The sequence below is a fragment of the Fibrobacter sp. UWB5 genome, assembly GCF_002210295.1.
In the GTDB taxonomy this organism is placed as follows: domain Bacteria; phylum Fibrobacterota; class Fibrobacteria; order Fibrobacterales; family Fibrobacteraceae; genus Fibrobacter.
Map to the genome: position 1 here is coordinate 759,174 of NZ_MWQH01000001.1, position 20,274 is coordinate 779,447.

At 51.5% G+C, this 20,274-nt stretch carries 15 protein-coding genes and 1 pseudogene; 11 read left to right on the forward strand and 5 right to left on the reverse strand.

Features of this window, described 5'->3' with window-relative positions; genetic code table 11:
- Nucleotides 1–7 precede the first annotated feature (7 nt).
- The 5 genes from B7989_RS03150 to B7989_RS03170 all read left to right on the forward strand — a co-directional run bounded on the left by B7989_RS03150 (nt 8) and on the right by B7989_RS03170 (nt 8,041).
- Entirely contained in the window at nt 8–2,233 is a 2,226-nt protein-coding gene (locus B7989_RS03150) for an ATP-binding protein (protein WP_088627147.1), read from the forward strand.
- 1 nt (nt 2,234) lies between these two features.
- On the forward strand, nt 2,235–3,335 hold the full coding sequence (locus B7989_RS03155) for a BMP family ABC transporter substrate-binding protein (protein ID WP_088627148.1): 1,101 nt from the start codon (nt 2,235–2,237) through the stop codon (nt 3,333–3,335).
- A complete protein-coding gene (locus tag B7989_RS03160; protein ID WP_088627149.1) occupies nt 3,325–4,431 on the forward strand; it encodes a BMP family ABC transporter substrate-binding protein in 1,107 nt (368 codons plus the stop codon). Before B7989_RS03155 ends, B7989_RS03160 begins: the two co-directional genes overlap by 11 nt.
- Nucleotides 4,432–4,502: 71 nt before the next feature.
- Complete coding sequence (locus B7989_RS03165; protein WP_158212856.1) at nt 4,503–6,965, forward strand: ATP-binding protein; 2,463 nt, start codon at nt 4,503–4,505, stop codon at nt 6,963–6,965.
- 68 nt (nt 6,966–7,033) lie between these two features.
- Entirely contained in the window at nt 7,034–8,041 is a 1,008-nt protein-coding gene (locus B7989_RS03170) for a glycoside hydrolase family 11 protein (RefSeq protein WP_088627151.1), read from the forward strand.
- A 61-nt stretch (nt 8,042–8,102) separates the two neighbouring features.
- On the opposite strand, the gene ybaK is transcribed toward B7989_RS03170, so the two are convergent.
- Together ybaK and B7989_RS03180 are read right to left on the reverse strand one after the other, a co-directional pair.
- The gene (gene ybaK / locus B7989_RS03175; RefSeq protein ID WP_088627152.1) at nt 8,103–8,603 is read right to left on the reverse strand and encodes a Cys-tRNA(Pro) deacylase; all 501 of its coding nucleotides are present in this window, start codon (nt 8,601–8,603) and stop codon (nt 8,103–8,105) included.
- A gap of 309 nt (nt 8,604–8,912) precedes the next feature.
- On the reverse strand, nt 8,913–11,387 hold the full coding sequence (locus B7989_RS03180; RefSeq protein WP_088627153.1) for a glycogen/starch/alpha-glucan phosphorylase: 2,475 nt from the start codon (nt 11,385–11,387) through the stop codon (nt 8,913–8,915).
- Between the two features lie 126 nt (nt 11,388–11,513).
- On the opposite strand from B7989_RS03180, the gene B7989_RS03185 reads away from it, so the two are divergent.
- Both B7989_RS03185 and B7989_RS03190 read left to right on the forward strand, forming a co-directional pair.
- Nucleotides 11,514–12,632 carry a histidine phosphatase family protein gene (locus B7989_RS03185; protein WP_144264951.1) on the forward strand — a complete coding sequence of 373 codons (1,119 nt, stop codon included), beginning with the start codon at nt 11,514–11,516 and terminating at the stop codon, nt 12,630–12,632.
- Nucleotides 12,633–12,639: 7 nt separating this feature from the next.
- On the forward strand, nt 12,640–13,365 hold the full coding sequence (locus tag B7989_RS03190) for an NAD(P)H-binding protein (protein WP_088627155.1): 726 nt from the start codon (nt 12,640–12,642) through the stop codon (nt 13,363–13,365).
- Nucleotides 13,366–13,368: 3 nt separating this feature from the next.
- On the opposite strand, the gene B7989_RS03195 is transcribed toward B7989_RS03190, so the two are convergent.
- Genes B7989_RS03195 through B7989_RS03205 form a run of 3 tightly spaced genes read right to left on the reverse strand, consistent with a single transcriptional unit; the run spans nt 13,369 to nt 16,399 of the window.
- Entirely contained in the window at nt 13,369–14,571 is a 1,203-nt protein-coding gene (locus tag B7989_RS03195; protein ID WP_088627156.1) for an NAD(P)/FAD-dependent oxidoreductase, read from the reverse strand.
- Nucleotides 14,564–14,755 carry a 4Fe-4S binding protein gene (locus B7989_RS03200; RefSeq protein WP_088627357.1) on the reverse strand — a complete coding sequence of 64 codons (192 nt, stop codon included), beginning with the start codon at nt 14,753–14,755 and terminating at the stop codon, nt 14,564–14,566. Before B7989_RS03200 ends, B7989_RS03195 begins: the two co-directional genes overlap by 8 nt.
- A gap of 57 nt (nt 14,756–14,812) precedes the next feature.
- Nucleotides 14,813–16,399, reverse strand: coding sequence for a bifunctional diguanylate cyclase/phosphodiesterase (locus B7989_RS03205; protein WP_158212857.1), 1,587 nt, complete (start codon nt 16,397–16,399; stop codon nt 14,813–14,815).
- Between the two features lie 392 nt (nt 16,400–16,791).
- On the opposite strand from B7989_RS03205, the pseudogene B7989_RS03210 reads away from it, so the two are divergent.
- From B7989_RS03210 to B7989_RS03225, 4 genes and pseudogenes are all read left to right on the forward strand, one after another.
- A pseudogene (locus B7989_RS03210) lies at nt 16,792–17,292 on the forward strand (NADH-quinone oxidoreductase subunit B); the annotation flags it as partial.
- Nucleotides 17,293–17,426: 134 nt separating this feature from the next.
- Nucleotides 17,427–18,026, forward strand: a complete 600-nt coding sequence (locus B7989_RS03215) for an NADH-quinone oxidoreductase subunit C (RefSeq protein ID WP_088627158.1) — start codon at nt 17,427–17,429, stop codon at nt 18,024–18,026.
- Nucleotides 18,023–19,216 carry an NADH-quinone oxidoreductase subunit D gene (locus B7989_RS03220; RefSeq protein WP_088627159.1) on the forward strand — a complete coding sequence of 398 codons (1,194 nt, stop codon included), beginning with the start codon at nt 18,023–18,025 and terminating at the stop codon, nt 19,214–19,216. The genes B7989_RS03215 and B7989_RS03220 overlap by 4 nt, the downstream gene beginning before the upstream one ends.
- Nucleotides 19,213–20,274 (forward strand): NAD(P)H-dependent oxidoreductase subunit E, encoded by a 1,062-nt coding sequence (locus B7989_RS03225; RefSeq protein WP_088627160.1) that lies wholly within the window; start codon nt 19,213–19,215, stop codon nt 20,272–20,274. Before B7989_RS03220 ends, B7989_RS03225 begins: the two co-directional genes overlap by 4 nt.

The following is a 20,274-nucleotide window of genomic DNA, read 5'->3' on the forward strand; positions in this document are numbered from 1 at the left end:
TGGATCGATGCGGACTATTGTGCCTAACGACATCTTTGATGAAAACGATCGTCGCGTTTTGCAAACCCTGACACGCGTCATGCGCTGGCTATGGGCGATGTTTCCGTTAATCTATTTCGGAAACATTATTCATTTGTTTAAAATCGACTATTGCGAACTGACGATTTTGACAGCAATCGCTTTCGTGATTCTGTGGCTCCCGACATTTATTGAGCGCATGGGAGCTCCGCTCGTAGTGCGTCGGTATTTTTGCGTGCTCGGTATGGGGTGCATTATTGCAACGCTTGCGACGAACGAAAACATTGGCGTTTACATGACCTATTCTCTTGCCATGGTCACGAGTCTGTTGTTTTTCAACGCTGCCTTTACCCTTAAAATTTCGATATTCAGTTACATCTTGATTGTGGTATCCCTTTACTTTAGGGCTCCCGGTGCCAACCATGGAGAATTTTCTTCGGATACGTTCTGGTGGATTTCTCGTTCGGCGGGCTTTTTGATTGAAGCGATTACCATGACCCTTTTGTGCATTACCATTGCAAAACTCACGCACCGCTTGCTTGAAAATTTGGATAATGCCCGCAAAGAAGCCCAACATTCCGACGAACTCCGTAAGGCTTGGGCCGAAGCCGAAGAAGCCCGTAAGAATGCGGAATCGGCGAACATGGCCAAGAGCTTTTTCCTTGCCAACATGAGCCACGAAATCCGCACGCCGATCAACGGCATTTTAGGGATGAATGCCATGCTCCTGAAGGAATGCAAGGACAACTCGCTGCTGGAATATGCCCAAAATATCCAGAATGCAGGCCACACGCTTTTGTCGTTAGTGAACGATGTCTTGGACATAACCAAGATTGAATCGGGCAAGATGGAACTTTTTGTCGAAGAGTACGACTTGTTCGCGGTGCTGAATGATTGCTACTGCGTCGCTAATCCGCGTGCACAAAGCAAGGGGCTGGAATTCAATATCAACGTGAATCCGAAGACGCCCGCGCTCTTGGAAGGCGACGATGTGCGACTCCGCCAGATTGTGAACAACCTGCTTTCGAACGCTATCAAGTATACGCCGAAGGGAACGGTAGACTTGCTGGTCGATTTCAAGGCCCTGCCTGAGGAAAATTCGACTAAGCGTATTGAACTCGTGATAATTGTGGCTGACACCGGTATCGGGATTCGCTCTGATGACCGTGAAAAATTGTTCCAGAGTTTTGAACGAATCGATTTGGAACGCAACCGGAATATCGAAGGCACGGGACTTGGGCTGAACCTGACGAAAAAATTGGTCGAGATGATGAAGGGCCGCGTGCTGGTGAAAAGCGTCTACGGTTCCGGCTCGGTATTCGAAGTCCATATTCCGCAACCCGTCAAGAGTGATGAAGTTATTGGCAACTTTATTGAACGTCATAAGGAATTTATTTCGTTTGATTCCGCAGATAAAAAGTTCAAGGCGAAAAAAGCCCGGTTGCTCGTGGTCGACGATGTCGTCATGAACCTGAAGGTGGTTTGCGGACTCCTCAAGGAAACGGAGGTAAAAATCGATACGGCGACCAATGGTGAAGATGCCCTTTCGCTTGTTGAAGAAAATCATTATGACTTGATTCTTTTGGACCACATGATGCCCGTGATGGATGGCATTGAAACCTTGCAATGCATGAAGGACATAAAGGGCTTTGATATTCGGAAGACACCCGTGGTCATGCTTACGGCCAATGCCGTGGTGGGCGCCAAAGATGCCTACATGCAGGCGGGATTTACCGACTACATTACCAAGCCGATTCGCGAAAAGGTTTTGCTTTCGGTGGTGAAAAAACTTTTGTCGCCTGAGCTTATCGAAGATGTTCACGCTGTCGAAAAGAACCTGGCGAAACAGGCCTCGTCTTCGATGGGTGCGCTATCGGAATTCCTGAATACGGAAACGGGGCTTGGCTACTGCATGAACGACGAATCCTTTTATCGTGAAATGCTTGCCGAATACGTGAAGAACGATCGTCGCGATGAATTGGAAAAATCCTTGGCAAGTAATGACCTTGAATGTTACCGGATTACAATCCATTCCCTGAAAAGTACATCGTTGACAATCGGGGCGGTCGCCTTGTCGGAATCGGCCAAGGCGCTAGAAACGGCTTGTAAAGAAGGCAACGTGGATTATGTCCGTGCGCAACATGAAAAGTGCATGGCTGACTATAAAACGATTCTAGAAAAATTGTCCGTTTATCTTGCAGCAGGGGAGTCGTAACATGAAGCTAGTTTATGTTGTTCCGTCGCTAATCCTTGCTGTCATTATAGCGGGATTGCTCACATTCAATGTGAAAAAGAAAAATACGGACATTACCCGCGAAAAGACAAGAGTCGCCATGATTATGAACGGCTCTATCGAAGACCATAGCTGGGGACAGTCCCATTATGAGGGAATGCGAAAGACCGCTAAGGAGTTGAATCTGGACGTTATGTTCCGCGAAAGGATTCCGGCAGATAGAACTTCTGAAGAAGTGATGGAAGGCCTCATTGCCGCAGGCGCAAAGATTGTCGTGGCGAATTCTTTCCAGTTGGGGCCTTACGTTCAAAATGTGGCTGTCAAGCACCCGGATGTAAAGTTTTTCCATGCGTCCGGCTTGTCGTATTCCAGGAATATGGCGACGTATTTTGGCCGAATTTACCAGATGCGTTACCTTTCGGGCATTGTTGCCGGTATGCAGACAAAAACGGGTAACATTGGTTATGTGGCGGCGTTCGATATTCCCGAGGTGATTCGTGGAATAAACGCTTTTACCTTGGGCGTGAAAAAGGCGAACCCGGATGCGAACGTGATTGTTCGCTGGACAAAATCCTGGAACGAGGACAAGGCCTGTGCTAGGGCGACCCGTACCCTTTTGGCTCATCACGATTCCATTGATGTGCTTACCTTGCATACAGACAGCCAGGAACCCTTACGCATTGCAGATTCTCTTGGAATCTGGCTGGTGGGTTATAACTTGGACAATGCAGAAATGTATCCGGAACATTTCTTGACGGCTCCCGTGTGGCGCTGGGAAAATTTCTATACGCCGCACATTCTCGAGGTTCTTAAACGAAAATTTGTAGGCCGAAATTATTGGAGCGGAGCCAATTCGGGCGTGGTTGACTTGGCACCACTTACAAGTCATGTGGCGCCGGAGGCTGTTGAACTTGTGGAGAGTGAACGCGAAAAAATTCAGAACGGTTCTTTTGATGTTTTTTACGGACCCATCGAAGATGATGCCGGAACAATTCGCATTAATGAAGGCGAAAGTATGTCTGACAGCGACATGCTGAATAATTTCAACTGGTTCGTAAAGGGGGTAACGGTCGATGAAGAGTAAAGTGACTATGGGGGCGTTAACGGCAGTCGTCATCTTTTTTGCGCTGTTGTACGTGGTGTTTGCAAAAGTCGACAACGTGGAATCGGTCAAGAAGACCGAATCGCAAAAGCTCCGTGTCGGGTTTGTCCTTTTAAGCGATACGGCCGATAATGGCTGGAATGAAACTCATTACAAAGGGATTAGGGCTGCTTGCGATTCCCTTGGCGTGCAAAGGAACTTGGTGATTGATATTCCCGAGGAACGTATTCCCCTTGCGAATGCGGTGACCGGAATGATTGCCGATAGCTTGAAAGTCATTGTGCTTACGAGCTACAATTATCCGATTTTAATCAAGGATATTATTGAATCGCATCCGGAAGTGACATTCTATGGAATCAACTGGGAATACGATGCTCCCAACTATAAAGCCTATTTTGCCCGTATTTACCAGGCTCGATATCTTGCAGGAATTGTTGCGGGGGCCATGACCAAGACGAACCACGTGGGCTTTGTCGCTGCGATGAAGAATATCCAGGTTTATAGGGGCTTGAATGCGTTCATCTTGGGCGTGCAAAGCGTTAACCCGAAAGCGAAGGTGTATGTGCGCTGGACGAATTCCTGGAACGAAGGCGGAATGGAAACTGAAAACGCAAACAAGTTGATTGATAGTTCGGGTATCGATGTTATCGCGTTCCATCAAGACAGGGCCTTTATTATTGAAGTGGCCGAAAAGCGTGGGCTATATTGCATTGGAAACCATGTGGAAAATAACCGGTTCTCGCCTAGAATGCTTACCTCCATCGCTATCAACTGGGGCATTATTTACAAGGACTTTATTCAGGACTATATCCAGAAAAAGGATAACGAAAATATGGATTACTGGGTCGGACTAGAAAAAGATGCCGTAGGGCTTGCATTCTATTCTAGCGAAGTTCCTGATAGCGTGAAGATTCTGGTAAATGCGGCTGCCGAAAAAATCAAGGCAGGCTACAATGTTTTCTCGGGAAGGATTGAGGATGTCGAAGGAAAGATCCGTTCCGAAGAGGGCGAAACGATTAGTGACGAAGTTCTGCACAATGAAATGAATTGGCTTATAAAGGGTGCGATAGAACCATGATAAAAAAGATTGGGGTGCGTCCCTTAGTTGGTATTCTGTTTTTTGTTTTGATACTCCTTTTAGTTGGAGTTTTGCTGCGTGTCAAGTTTTCGAACCTGTTTGATAACTATGTCGAAAAGCAAGTGGCTTACCAAGCCGAAAGCTATGCCGCCGCGGCAGGAGAAAGGCTTGATCTTGAATTGAAATCTCTGGCAGGAATTTCTTCGGGGATTTCTGCGAATATGAGTCATTTTGAGCCGATGCTTGCAACGCTTGAAGACCCGAATGGCAATTATTACTATGGCATGATAGCCTTGAACGGTAAAATTGTCTATAGTGGCGATACGACTCATATCGATGCTTCGCATTTTAAGGGTATTTCGGAATCGTTCCATGGAGTAAAATCCATAAGCTATTCCAAGGGAATTGGCCTTATGTTTTCGGCTCCCGTGTACAGCGGGAAAAACATCAAGTATGTGCTGTTCCGCATGTACAAGGATGAGGCGATTGTAAAGACCTTCGGCGTGCAGAGCTATGGAGGCCGTGGCTATGCTACCCTTAGAGACTCGAGGGATTCTATTATCATCAAGTCTTCGAATGATTCGCTTGGAACAGATTTGCTGTGGGGAGAAGAAGGGTTCTTGGCGGTTCGCGATAAGCTGAGAGCTGGCTTGAATGTCTCCATTTCTGCAGCGACGCATTTGGATGTTCGTGGTGTGGAATACTATTACTTTATCGCTGAACTCAAGTTGCCGGGAGTTGCCTTGACGGGCGTAGTGCCCGAAAGAGAGGTGGCAGCTGAAAAAGATGATATTTCATTCTTGATTATCTGGGTCTTTGGCCTTTTGATATTCATGTTTACAATTGCCATGCTCTATGTGGTGCTTTCTGAAAAGAAAGCCCGCGAAAACAAGGAGCTGCTTCGCGAAAAAGAAAATGCCGAAAGCGCAAGCAAGGCGAAGAGTGTTTTTCTTGCCAACATGAGCCATGAAATCCGTACGCCGATTAATGGAATCTTGGGCATGGATTCGATGCTCTTGAAGGAATGCAAAGATGAAAGCTTGCGTGATTACGCCTTGAATATTCAAAGTGCAGGCCAAACGTTGCTTTCTCTCATTAACGATATTCTGGATATATCTAAAATCGAATCGGGCAAGATGGAAATTCTGCCTGTTACGTATAGCGTGTTTACGGTGCTGAACGACTGTTACAATATGGTGGCTTTCCGCGCTCACGACAAGAATCTGGAAATGAAGATGGATATCTCGCCGGATATTCCAAGAGCGCTGTTCGGTGACGAAGTCCGCATTAGGCAGGTGGTAAACAACTTGCTTTCGAATGCGGTCAAGTACACGAACGAAGGGACGGTCACGCTTTCCGTTTGGACAGAGAAAGTCGATGTTGACCCGATGCAAGGGGACAATACCAGTCGAGTGGACCTCTTTATTCAAGTGAAGGATACTGGCATCGGTATTCGCGAAAGGGACCGTGAAAAATTGTTCAGGGACTTTGTCCGCCTTGACGAGAAACGAAACCGCAATATCGAAGGGACGGGACTTGGCTTGAATTTGACCAAGCAGTTGGTTGATATGATGGGTGGCTTTATCAGCGTGGACAGCGTGTATGGCGAAGGCTCGACTTTTAAGGTTCACCTGAAACAACAGGTCAGCGACGAAACGCCCCTAGGTGATTTCGAAAAGCTTTATAAGCAACACGTGAACGTGGTGGATGCGGCGCACGAACGGTTCGAGGCGCCCAAGGCTAAAATCCTGGTGGTTGACGACGTGCAAATGAACCTGAAGGTGTTTGCGGGCCTCTTGAAGGATACCAAGATTCAAATCGACACGGCGATCAATGGCGCCGACGCTCTGGAACTCATTCAGAGCAAACGCTACGATGTCATTTTCTTGGATCACATGATGCCGGTCATGGACGGTATCGAAGCATTCCGCCGCATGAAGAAACTGGAAAAGAATCCGAACGTCATTACGCCGGTGGTGATGCTTACGGCAAATGCCGTTTCTGATGCCCGGAATGGTTATATGGATGAAGGCTTCTCGGATTACATGGCTAAGCCGATTCGCGAAGAGGCCTTGCTGGCAACACTCAAGAAGTTCTTGTCGAAGGACTTGGTCAAGGTTCTGCATGAAGAAAAGAGTGAAGAGAAAAATTGCGATTCTGCAGAAGTCGTTGATGCAATGCCTCAGGTCGATTTGTCCGAAATGCTGGATACGGCAACGGGTCTTGCTTATTGCATGAACGACAAGAAATTTTATAAAGAAATGCTTGACGAATATGTAAAGAGCGAAAAGACTTCGGAACTGAAAGAATACTTTGAAAAAGGGGACTTTGAATATTACCGCATTACGGTACACTCCATAAAAAGCACTTCTCTTACAATCGGTGCGGTTAAAGTTTATGAAGACGCCAAGGCTCTGGAAATGGCCTGTAAAGAAGGCAACTTGGATTTCGTGAAACAGAACCATGAATTGTTCATGGAAGAATACAGGTCGCTTATCCGGGGAATTCAGGTGGGTTGTTCCAATTTGGGATAGGGGACGCAACTTCTGTACTTGCAAAAACGAATTTGTAGAGTTAAATTTCGTACAAAAGGAAGGTGTATATGAGAAAAATCCTCTATTTCGGCTTAATCGCCGCTTGTTCCCTGACCGCAAATGCTTTTGCTCAGGATTTCTGTAATACTGCCGCGCACAGCGGTTCCAAGGAGGAAGTCACCTCGAATAAGGTGGGTTCGTTCGACAACGGTATCGGTTACGAACTCTGGAACGAAGGCGGTAACGGTGGTTCCGCAACGTTCTATGATGATGGTTCCTTCAATTGTAAGATGACTGGCGCCAAGGACTATCTGTGCCGTGCCGGTCTTTCTTTCAATAGCGATAAGACTCACGAGGAACTTGGCCACATGAAGGCTGATTTCAAGTTGGTCAAGGGTAATCTTTCCGGAATCGATTATTCCTACATCGGCATTTACGGTTGGACCCGTGAACCCTTGGTGGAATGGTACATTGTGGATAACACCGGTAGCCAGTATATGCCGGGCGACTGGGTTGCCCAGGGCTCTTCTGCAAAGAATCATGGCGTGTTTGAAATCGATGGCGCCCAGTATACGGTTTACGAAGGTGACCGTACCTCTTATTCCATCGATGGTGACAATAAATACTTCAAACAGTATTTTAGCGTGCGTAAGAGTAAGCGCGATTGCGGTACCATTGACATTACCGCCCATTTCAAAAAGTGGGAAGAATTGGGCATGAAGATGGGCAAGATGCACGAAGCCAAGATCCTTGGCGAAGCCGGAAGCACTTCGGGTCCGAATGCCAAGGGCGAATACGATTTTCCCTATGCCAAGGTCTATATCGAAGGGGCGGAACAGTCCAGCTCTTCCGAAGAAGTTATCGAATCTAGTAGCTCGACCGAGGCTATCAAGAGCATTCGTTCTATGACTGTCGGTAGCAATACATCGCTCGTGTTTGACGCCCAGGGCAAGTTCCTCGGTTCTGTCGATGCTGCTGACGCAGAATCCCTGAATGCAGCGATCAAGGCCAAGTACAATTCTGGCGTTTATATGGTAAAGCAGGGCCGCGCTGTCCGTAGCATCTCGGTGAAGTAATCCGGTTTGCTGCAAAGCGAAAATTTAAGCCTCTCCTTCGGGAGAGGCTTTTTAGTTTAATTTAATCTTGCGGGGCTTCGGGCGGGACTCGCGCGATCACGCCCACGGTGGCGCGTGTCGCCTTCACAAGGTCGGCGGGTGCAACTTTCAGTTGCAAGCCGCGCTCGCCAGCACTCACGTAAATGTACGGGAAATTCATTGCCGTTTCGTGAATGAAAATCGGGAAGTTCTTCTTGAGCCCGAGCGGACTGCAACCGCCGCGAATGTAGCCGGTCAGCGGCGTCAGATCTTTAAGCGGGACGGTGTCGATCTTCTTGTTGCCACTCACCTTGGCGGCGCCCTTCAAGTCCACTTCAAGATTGCCCGGCACCACGCACACGAGGTAGCCGATCTTGTCGCCGTGAACGAGGATCGTCTTGAAAACTTGATTGATGTCTTCGCCGAGACTGTCGGCCACATGCTGCGCGCCCAGGTCGTTTTCGTCGACCTTGTAGGGGATGAGCTCGTAAGAAATTTTCTGGCGGTCTAGAATTCGCGCCGCATTCGTCTTCTTGATTTCCATAAAAATATCCTTTGGCCCAAATATAATATCGTGAGCCATAAGCGGCACGGCGTAAGCGTGCCGTGATGGCGACCTTTGACCACTTAGTGCTTTTATACGATACTTGGTGCTTTAGCACCTTAGTAGAGTTATCCTCTTTGGGGAAGCACTTACGTGGGTATGGCCACCTTTAGGTGGTAGCGAGGCGATATCACATTTTATAATTGCAATAGAGCCGAGCGGTCATATAAGAAAGGTCGCGATGGAAATCGCGACCTAATCTCTCGTCTGTAGCGAACGCAGTTAGCGTTCTCTAGTCTCTCGTCTAAACTACAGCTTGATGCTGCAGCCCTTGGCGTTCCAGATTTCTTCGGCGTACTGCTTGATGGTACGGTCGGAGCTGAACTTGCCCATGCGAGCGACGTTCAGGATAGCCTTTTCTGCCCAAGTCTTCTTGTCCAAGTATTCCTCGGCGACCTTCTTCTGCATGTCAATGTAGCTGCGGAAGTCTGCGCAGAGCAGGTAGGTGTCGTTGGTGAGGAGCTTTTCGGCAATGTGCTTGAACAGGTCCGGACGATCCGGGCTGAAGAAGCCAGAAGCGATCAGGTCGATCACGCGGCGGAGATCGTCGTCGTGTTCGTAGAAGTCGCGCGGACGGTAGCCCTTGGCGAGCAGGTCGGTGACTTCTTCCACGGTGAGGCCGAAGATGAAGATGTTGTCGTCGCCGACTTCTTCCTTCATTTCGACGTTAGCGCCGTCGAGCGTGCCGATGGTGAGTGCACCGTTCAAGGCGAACTTCATGTTACCGGTACCAGAGGCTTCGGTGCCTGCGGTCGAAATCTGTTCGGAGAGGTCTGCGGCCGGAATAATCTTTTCGGCGAAAGACACGCGGTAGTTTTCGAGGAATACCATCTTGAGCTTGCCCTTGCAGACCGGGTCGGCGTCGATGATTGCGGCCACGGCGTTGGCGAGTCGGATGATCTGCTTTGCCATCCAGTAACCCGGAGCGGCCTTACCACCGATCATGATGGTACGCGGCATGATTTCCTTGCCGTCCTTCAGCTGGATGTACAGGTGAATGGCATGCAGAATGTTCAGGAGCTGGCGCTTGTATTCGTGGATACGCTTGACCTGCACGTCGAAGAACGTGTTCACGTCGACATCGACGCCCTGCGTTGCCTTGAGGTACTTGGCGAGGCGTTCCTTGTTCTGCTTCTTGACAGCCATGAATTCCTTCTGGAACTTGGCGTCCTTTGCAAACTTTTCGAGTTTCTTGAGTTCGTCGAGATCCTTGACCCAACCTTCGCCGATCTTGGAGGTGATGAGTTCGGACATAGCCGGGTTAGCCTTGCGGACCCAGCGGCGCGGCGTCACGCCGTTCGTCTTGTTGTTGAACTTTTCAGGCCACAGTTCGTAGAAGTCCTTGAAGAGCGTGGTCTTCAGGAGGTCGGAGTGGAGTGCTGCCACACCGTTCACGGCGAACGAACCCACGATGGAGAGGTAAGCCATGCGGACCATCTTGCAGCCGCCTTCTTCGATGAGGCTCATGCGGGCGAGGCGAGCATTGTCGCCGGGCCACTTGAGGGACACCTGACGGAGGAAGCGTGCGTTGATTTCGTAAATGATCTGGAGGTGACGCGGCAGGAGCTTTTCGAAGAGGCTGACCGGCCACTTTTCAAGAGCTTCGGGCATCAAGGTGTGGTTCGTGTAGGCAAACGTGTGCGTCACGATTTCCCATGCATCGTCCCATTCCAGGTTTTCTTCGTCCAAGAGGATACGCATCATTTCGGCGATAGAGATGGCCGGGTGCGTGTCGTTCAACTGAATGGCGACCTTTTCAGGGAACACCTTCCATTCACCTTCGTGGAGCTTCTTGAAGCGGCGGATGATGTCCTGCAGAGAGGCGGAGCAGAGGAAGTACTGCTGCTTGAGGCGCAGTTCCTTACCGTTCATGGAAGCGTCGTTCGGGTAGAGCACCTTGGAAATGGTTTCGGAAAGTTCCATGTCCTGCACAGCGGCGATGTAGTCACCGTTGTTGAAGTAGCTGAGGCCGAAGTCGTCGGTGGACTTGGCGCTCCAGAGGCGCAGGTTGTTCACGGTGTTGTTCTTGTAACCCGGAATCGGAGTGTCATAGGGGAGAGCGAGCACGTAGTCCTTGGTTTCCCAACGGTTGCGGAGCTTGCCCTTTTCGTCCATCCAGCTGACCACGTAGCCGTACATGGGCACCTTGACTTCGTTCGACGGACGGGCGATTTCCCACGGGTTGGTGAGACGCAGCCAGTTATCCGGCTGTTCTTCCTGTTCGCCGTTCACGATCTTCTGGCTGAACATACCGTATTCATAACGGATGCCCATACCGGTAGCCGGGAGTTCGAGCGTTGCCATGGAATCGAGGAAGCATGCGGCCAAGCGGCCGAGGCCACCGTTACCGAGGCCGGCGTCGACTTCCTGTTCGCGGAGTTCTTCGAGGGTCATGCCGAGTTCGTCAAGAGCTTCGGTCACGGCGCTTTCGACGTCGAGGTTCAGCACGGAGTTGCCGAGGGTACGGCCAATCAAAAATTCGAGGGACAGGTAATAGACGCGCTTCACGTCTTTCTGGTAGTAGGTTTCCTGGGTCTTGATCCAGCGGTCAACCAAGCGGTCGCGTACGGCGTAAGCGACGGCTAGGAACTTTTCGTGGTCCGTCACGGTCGCGCTGTTACGGGCGAGCGTGTGGTGAATGTGGTCGGTGAATGCTTTGCGGAAAGATTCGGCATCGTTTCCGAGCACGGTCACTTCTTCAGCTTTTTTGAATGATTTTGCCATAAGACAATCCCATGGGTTAGGTTTAAAATTATACGTCGTTAAGTTTAGAAATATTTACGGGTTTTGTGCGGAGCAAATAGTTAAATTAGGGGGATAGATAATAAACCAGAGGAAAAAACGATGAATATGAAAAAGTTTGTAGCCCGCAAGGCTTTCCCCGTGATTTGCGCCGCTTTTATTTCTGTTGTTATTGCTGGCTGTGGTGACGATTCTTCCAATTCGACTCCGGCTTCTCCCGAAACGACGAATCCGGTGGTGACTCCGACTGATTCGTCCACGATAACTCCTGTTACAGATCCTGTAACGGATCCGGCTACAACTCCGACGGACCCGACCGTAACGGACCCCTCGACTGATCCGGCTACCAATCCGGAAAACCCGGGGCAGGATCCGGTGGTAACCGACCCGACAGACCCTGTTACCAACCCTCCGGCAGATACGACTGTCAATCCGTCTACTCCGACGGATCCTACCATGACGGCCGCCGGTTTCTACCGTGACCCCGCCGCAGCCGGTTTGGTTCTCGCTCCCGATACCAACGGATTCTACGATGTGGGCGATATCTACAAGGCTGTCCCTGCCGATGCCAAGATTGTCTACGTGCTGCGCCATGCCGAACGTGAATCGGGCCTGGGCAAAGAATCTCCTCTGACCGAAGTCGGCCTTCAGCAGGCACTTGATGTGGGCGCAAAGCTCAAGAGCGATGAATCGTTCTATTACGGCGCTACCGATTTCTTGCGCACCCAAACGACCGCTGCAAAGATTGCAGAGGGCCGTGGCGAAACCACTGAAGTGGTGACGATGGAAGAAATTAACGGTGGGTATTTCTTGACGGTTCCTTCGGATTCCTTGGATGCCATGGTGTCCAAGCGTGGAGGCTCCTTCAAGTATGTGGCCATGTGGTGCTATGAACAGCCGTTCCCGACTCTTCTGGTGAACTTGGGCCTTCCGGGTTATTTCTATGACCTCATGGAACGTGGCGACCAGTTCGTGAACGAAGTGGTTCTTGCCAACCTGCCTTACTGGAAGCGCGTGAACGTGTTGATTACCCACGACTTGCTCACGGAACCGTTGGCTGTCTATGCTTCTAACCGTACGGTTGACCTCAAGACGTATGAATCCTATCGCTGGATTAACTACATCGCCGGCGTCACGGTGATTGTCACTGCAGACAACAAGGTTGTGGTGTTGCCTACGCGCGGTGTGGAACGCGGCTTCCTGAATACCAGAGATATGGTCAAGTAACTGTTCTATGAAGGTTGCTGTTCTCGGTTCTACCGGACTTATCGGCAAAAACGTTTTGAAATTGCTCGCACGCCTCCCGCAGGTTGTGCGAGTTTTTTGCCCTGTACGGAATATCCCGGATTTAAAGGACCTGGGGATTCTGGAAGGTTCGTTCAAGCTCGACTTTAAGCAAGTGGATTTTGAACAAGATAACGATGCCTTGCGTCTGTTTTTCTATGCGGGCTTTACCGGTTGCGATGCGGTGGTGTGTTGCCTGGGGACGACCCGAAAGCAGGCGGGGAGCAAGGCCGCTCAAGAAAAGGTTGACCTGAGGCTTCCGCTCAAGCTTGCGGCGATTGCCAAGAAGGCGGGAGTCAAGAATTTCTTGTGTGTAAGTGCCATGGGAGCCGACAGCCAGTCGCCGTATTTTTACAACCGCTTAAAGGGCCAGCTCGAAGAAGGCCTGGACATGATGGGCTTTGAAACGCTGACATTGGTGCGACCCTCGCTTTTGCTCGGAAAGCACAAGGACAGGCGCTTTGGCGAAGAACTTTTGCAAAGGACAATCGGCGCGCACCCGGAATGGATTCCGGCGTTCATACGCCCGGTGCATGCAGAAACGGTGGCCGCCCATTTGGTGACATCTATTTTGAAACCGCCTACGGACCACGTGTGCGCCACGGACGGAAAAATAGGCAAGCGGATTATCTATAACCGCGTGCTTGCCAAGACGAAAGTGGATGAGTTGTTCTAGCGGCTACTTGAACTTCCAGAACTTGTACAGGAACTTCGTTGTCTGAAGGGGCGTCTTGAGGAAGGCGCTCTTCTTGTATCCGCTCAGTGCGAATCCTTGCAGTACCTTGTAGAGCCCGATTTGGTCTTCGCGGTTGATGGCGAGCAGGAACCTGCGGAACTTGTATTCGAAGTCGTGCATCTTGCCGAAGTAATCGTAGCAACGCTTTTCGTATTGCTTCAGGAATTCCTTCGAGAGGTTGCCGGCTTTAAGACCTTGGTCTACGTATTCGGCGCAGAATCTTCCCGCCCTCATCGCGGCAGCGATACCACCACCCGTGAGCGGGTTGGTGTGGTGGGCGGCATCGCCCACGAGGGCGAAACGGTCGAGCGTGTAATCCTTGAGCGTGCTCGAAACCGGAATCACGCCTCCGACGGTATGATTGATCTTGGCGCCCGGGAAAAGTTTTTCGAGCCATTCCATCGTGACTTCCAGAATGTTCGGCCTGTTCTTGTTGCTAATCAAAAAGCCTGCGCCGAAATTCGTGACGTTCGATTTCTGCTTCGGGAAACTCCAGATGTAACCGTCGTTAATAAAATCGTGGCCTTGCCAGAAGGTCAGGTAGTCGGGCTTGGTCAAAAGGCCTTGCACCTGGATGTCGACACCGGTGCAGGTCTGCATCATTTTCTGTCCGCAGTCCAGACCCACCATGCGGCCAATGCGGCTTTCGACGCCATCGGCGGCAATGACCATCTTTGCAAAAATTTCCTGGGTGCCCGTTTCGGTGACGGCCCCGTTTCCGTCTCCTTTTCCGAGTACGACCCGTACCATGCGTTCGTCGCCTTCGACATTGCCCACGAATTCCGCGCGGGCGCAAGTCTCTACTTGGGCGCCATCGTCGGCGGCAAGCTTTGCTAGCCAGGGGTCAAAGATTTCGCGGTTGAGCATGATGCCGGTGGCGGGCTTGGGAACCTCGATATTCACGCCGGCGGGGCCATAAATGTAGAGCCCGTTGATAATGCTTTCGATACAGCTCTCGTCAATCGGACCGTAAGTCTGCAAGTCGGCCAGGTTGGTGCTTGCTTCGCCACAACGTACGGGGTAACCGATTTTTTCACGCTTCTCGAGTAACAGGACCTTGCGACCTGCGCGAGCCAGGTTGCGGGCCGCGACGGAACCGCCTGGACCTGCGCCAATGACAACGACATCGTAACGGGAATCAAGCATCGTCCACCTCCACGATTTTCAATGCGCCTACAGGGCATGTCCTGGAGCAAACGCCACACTTGATGCATTTTTCGTGATCAATCTGCAAATCGAGCCCGTACATATCGAGCGCCATCTTGGGGCATGTCCCCACGCAGCCTGCACAGGCGAGGCAAACTTTTCTGTCGTGAACGAGAGTCTTCATTACGTGAGAATATAGCAAAAGAAGATTAATCCGGATTCCTGATTCCAGAATTCGGAATTAATACGTATGATCGCCAGTCAGTCGCTTCAAGAAATCGTCGCGGACCAGGGGCTTGTCGAACAGGAAGCCTTGGGCGTTCTTGCAGTTGATTCCCTTGAGGTAATCGGCCTGTTCCTGGGTTTCAACACCTTCGGCGATCACGTCCTTGTCGAGTTCCTGGGCCATCTTGACCACGTTTCTCAGAATGACTTCGTCGTTGGAGTTCGCCTTGCCGATATTGTTCAACAGCGACTTGTCGATCTTGACGACGCTGACGTTGTAGTCCTTGAGCACGTTCAGGGTCGAATAACCGGTGCCAAAGTCATCGATGGCCACTCCGATACCATTCTTGCGCATGATGTTGATGAATTTCTGCATGGCTATCGTATCGTCAAAATCGGAGACTTCGGTCAGTTCGATTTCGATGTACTTGCCGTCGATTTCGTACTTGCTCAAGGTGTTGAGAATGCGGTCGGCAAAGTCTTCGTTGCGCAGGTGCAGCTTCGAGAAGTTCGAAGAAATGCGTACGGGGGTAATGCCAGCCTTGAGCCAGTCGCTGATATCGCTACAGGCGGTCTCGAAAACGTAGAAGTCCAGTTCGCAGATGGTGCCTTCGCGTTCCAGAATGGGAATGAAGTCCATGGGCGGGACGATGGTCTTGTGGCGGACCCAGCGTGCCAGGGCTTCGGCACCGTTGATTTGCTTGTTGTCGAGGCTGACCTTGGGCTGGTAGAACACGACCAGTTCGCGGTTGCGCATGGCGTTGTGGAATTCAGTCGAGATTTCCCTCTGGTGGATAGACTGAATCTGCATTTCCTTGGTAAAGTACACCACGTCGCGGGTTCTGATGATTCTGGCGGCTTGCATGGCGGTTGCACAGTTGTTCAGGGCGTCGCCGACAATGACGTTTTCTTCGATGGGGTAGACACCCATGCGCGCCTGGAGGCGGATATTCATGGGCTTGGGGCCCTGGCTTGCGGTCAGTTCGCAAACGGTAAACTTGTCGATGAATTCCTTGTGATGGCTTTTTCTGGTCAAAACAAAGAAGTTGTCGCCGCCGAGGCGGGCGATCAGTTCCGTGTTGTCGAGGAACTGGAGAATCTGTTTGACGTACATCTTGAGGGCGAGGTCGCCCACATTGTTGCCCATGGCCTTGTTGATGTACTTGAAATTCTTGAGGTTAATAAAGTGGGCGGTGTAGTCCTTGAGGTTGTCGCCAATGAACTGCTGGGTGAACGCGAAGATGCCGGCCAGGTTGTATGCCCCGGTCATGGGGTCCGAAATGGCGGCCTTGCGGGTGTTGCCCATGAGCCGTGCACGGCCCGAAAGGATAAAGAAGTCCCAGCTGAGGAGTTGGATGATTTGCCTTTCGCCGTCGGTAAAGGTGTGCCCCTGGATGGGGTGGGCTTGGAAGGTGAACGATCCCTGCTCGCCGGTAGTCATGGTCTCGGAAAAGTCCGGGTTGGTGGGCTTTTCGGGGAGGGCCTGCTTGTCGTGGTAGGCGGTAAATTCTCCAGAAAGCCCGTTGGGGGCAAACTGGCTAACCGGTGCGTAGAAAAGGCAGTTTACATAGCCGATATTTGCATTTTTTGCGAGAGGGGGCAAATTTCGGGCTAAATTGGCGAGAATTTCCTCTGTACTAAAGACAGGTCCTAAGAGCTTGGACCTAAAATCAAGATACATACTATTGTACAGTGGAATATCCATTAAATCCTCAACATACCAAAACCGCGCCAAATTTACAAAAAAAGTACAATGGCTGCAAGTTTATTTTGGCGGAGTACCACCAAATTCTGTTGTTTCATATTCAATATATCTTTTTTTCCCGGGAAAAGTGCTCCTTGTCACCATCAAAAAACACTGAAAAATGTTAGTTAAATCTAACTATGGACCGACGGGGGCGGTAATGAATAAAAAACATTTCAAAATGGGCCTTTTGGATATTCATCCCTCTCACTTTTCTATCTTTACGCACGCATTTAAAGAGGTAACCTCCTATGAGTAATGAGGCAGAAAAGCCGAATTTCATTACGACTTCTCTTGACTTTCTCGTCAATTGGGGCCGTACGAACTCCCTATGGCCGTTTCCGTATGGTACGGCATGCTGTGCAATCGAATTCATGAGTACCGAAGTGGGCCGCTACGACTTGTCTCGTATCGGTTCGGAATACGTTCGCTTTACGCCGCGTCAGTCCGACGTGCTGCTCGTGGCAGGAACGATTTCTTACAAGCAGGCTCCGATTCTCAAGCGCATGTACGAACAGATGGCAGAACCCCGCTGGGTGATCGCCATGGGCGCCTGCGCCAGCTCCGGCGGTTTCTATGACTGCTACTGCACGGTGCCGGGTATCGACCACATTATTCCGGTAGACGTTTATATCGGTGGCTGCCCCTCTCGCCCGGAAGCCTTCTTCGAAGCCATGTTCGACCTTCAGAAGAAGATCAAGGATGAATCTTATATGAAGCAGCGCGCCGAACGCGTGAAAGACCAGCTCGAAATGATCAAGGCGAAGACCGAACAGGCAAAGGCGGAAGCCCGTGAATTTGCTCGCGAAAAGACTGCCGAACTCAAGGAATTCGTGACCGAAAAAGAGCAGGAACTTGTCAAGAAAGCCCAGTTCTGGAAGGAGTAATGATGGAATCCGTGATTGACATTCTAGAATCCAAGTTTGGCGCTAAGCGTGATGAAAAGGCCAAGTGGGATGCCTGCGTGGTGGTCCCCAAGGAATTCCTGCACAATGCAGTCGAATTCTTGAAGAACGACCCGTCGATGCAGTTTGACATGCTCCTGGACTTGGCCGGTATCGACTATCTGACTTACCCGAACCACGAAGGCCCCCGCTTTGCGGTGAGCTATGCCTTCAAGAGCATGAAGAAGCCGGGCTCTCGCGTCCGTCTTAAGGTGCTGGTCAGCGAAGCCGACCTGAAGGTTCCGACCATTACCGACCTCTATGCAAGCGCCAACTGGCTCGAACGCGAAGTTTATGACCAATACGGTATCGTGTTCGAAGGCCACCCCGACCTGCGCCGCATTTTGAACCATGTTGAATTTGTGGGCCACCCGCTCCGCAAGGATTACCCTGCCCAGAAGCGCCAGTGGCTGTCGACGACCGATTTCTTGATTCCGGAACTGGAAAAGCGCCTGGAATCCAAGGGCTACAGGATTGTCCAGCGTTCTAAGGAAATCATGCCTGTCGAAGAAGAATATCTTGAAGGGAGTATCAGAGAATGATCGTACTTGACCCGAATGGCGAAAAGCTGAACCTGATGGCCCTGAACGTGGGCCCGACGCATCCGGCTACTCACCACTGCGTGCGCTTGCTGGCTGCCCTCGATGGCGAAACCATCGTGGCCGGTGTCCATGAAATCGGCTTTATGCACCGTGGCTTCGAAAAGATGGTCGAACGCGGCACCTGGCAGCAGGTGATCCCTTACACCGACCGCTTGAACTACTGCTCTGCAATGATGAACAACATTGCATTCTGCCGCGCTGTCGAAAACATGTACGGTATCGAAATCCCGGAACGCACCAAGGTGCTCCGCGTGATTGTGAACGAACTCTCCCGTATCAACGACCATTTTATTTGCGTGGCTGCCGCATTCCAGGACTTGGGCGGTACGACTCCGTTCATGTACGCCTTTAACCCGCGTGAAGAAATCATGCTGATTTGGGAAAAGCTCACGGGCGCACGCCTGACGAACAGCTTTGCCCGCATCGGCGGCCTCTACCGCGACAGCTACGACGGCTTCGAAGAAGACGTGCTCGCCGCTTGCAAGTCGGTGGAAAAGGCTCTCAAGGACCTGCATGCCTGCTTGGACCGCAACCGTATCTTCCTCGACCGTACCGTGGGCGTCGGCAAGATTTCTGCTGAACGCGCTATCAGCTACGGCTGGACCGGTCCGTGTCTCCGTGCTACAGGTGTCGAAAGCGACCTCCGCAAGGATGAACCTTACTACGACTACGAAACCTACGACTGGGAAGTCGTGGTCGGCACGCAGGGCGACGCCAACGACCGTCTGCAGGTGCGTCTTGCCGAAATCGAAGAATCTGTGAAGATTGTGCGCCAGGCCCTGAAGCGCCTCGCTCCGGGCCCGGTCGACATCGTCGACCCACGCATCCGCGTGCCCGCGCACAAGCTTGCCTACCAGGACATGGAAGCCCTTATCGGCCGCTTCAAGAGCGTGTACGAAGGCATCCGCGTGCCCGAAGGCGAATACTACTGCGCAAGCGAATGCGCTAACGGCGAACTCGGCTTCACCATCGTCTCCGATGGTAGCGGCCACCCGTACCGCATCAAGGTGCGTTCCCCGTCGTTTGCCCATGTGTCTGCATTTAACGAACTGGTCGAAGGCCTTACCCTTGCCGACTCTATGGCAACACTGCCTGGCCTCAACATGATTGCTGGAGAACTTGACCGATGACACAACATATTCAAGGTGCAGTTCAGTTTGTATCGAATAACCATTTGAAGTTCGACGGTCCGAGCGAAGCCATTCCGGCCCTTCCGGATCCGGCGCAGACCTTTGGCCACGTGCACAAGGCTGTCCCGCAGCCGCCGACCAAGGAAGTGCTCGCCAAGCTCGACACTCCTGAAATCAAGGAACGTTGCGCCGACTTGCTCAGCCGCTACCCGGTAGGCCAGGGTGCTCTGCTTGAAGTCCTTTGGCTGGTGCAGGGCGTGTTCGGCTGGGTTCCGACCGAAGGTATCCGTTGGGCAGCAAACGTCTGCGGTTGCGCTCCGGCACATGCTCTCGGCGTCGCTACTTTCTATACCATGTACAACCACGCTCCCAAGGGCAAGTTCCTGTTGCAGTTCTGCCGCAACATCAGCTGCGCTATCAAGGGAGCCCAGCCGCTGATCAAGTATGTCGAAAACAAGCTCGGCATCAAGAGCGGCGAAACCACTCCCGACGGTATGTTCACGATTCTTCAGGTGGAATGCCTGGGTAGCTGCGGCAATGGCCCCATGATGCTGGTGAACGACGACTTCGCCACCGACGTGGTTGACGGTCAGCTCAAGATGAAGCGCGGTACGACTCTTACCGAAGCAAGCATCGATCGCATTATCGATTGGTGCAAGGCTCACGCCAACAACATGCCGAAGCACGACGTGCTCGGCGGTGTGGTGAAGGGCCACGGCGGTCACCCCGGTGCTCCGGGCGCAACTGCCAAGCCGCAGGTTGCCGACTATGCTCCGCCTTCTCCGGTCTTGAACGTGAAGGCCGAAGCCGACGAAAATGGTGCCACCCTCACTTGGAAGGGCGCTCCGGAATTCACGAAGCTTGTTGTCGAAAAGAAGAACGGCTCCAAGTGGGATGTCGTTGGCGAACCCGGCGTAAAGGACAAGGCGTTTGTGGACGCTGCCGGTAAGGCTGGCGACGTGTACCGCATGATTGCCACTTCGGGCGAACGCACTGCAAAACCTTCCAAGGAAGCGGTTACCACCCAGAAGCCCGCGACCGTAGAGGAGGCTAAGTAA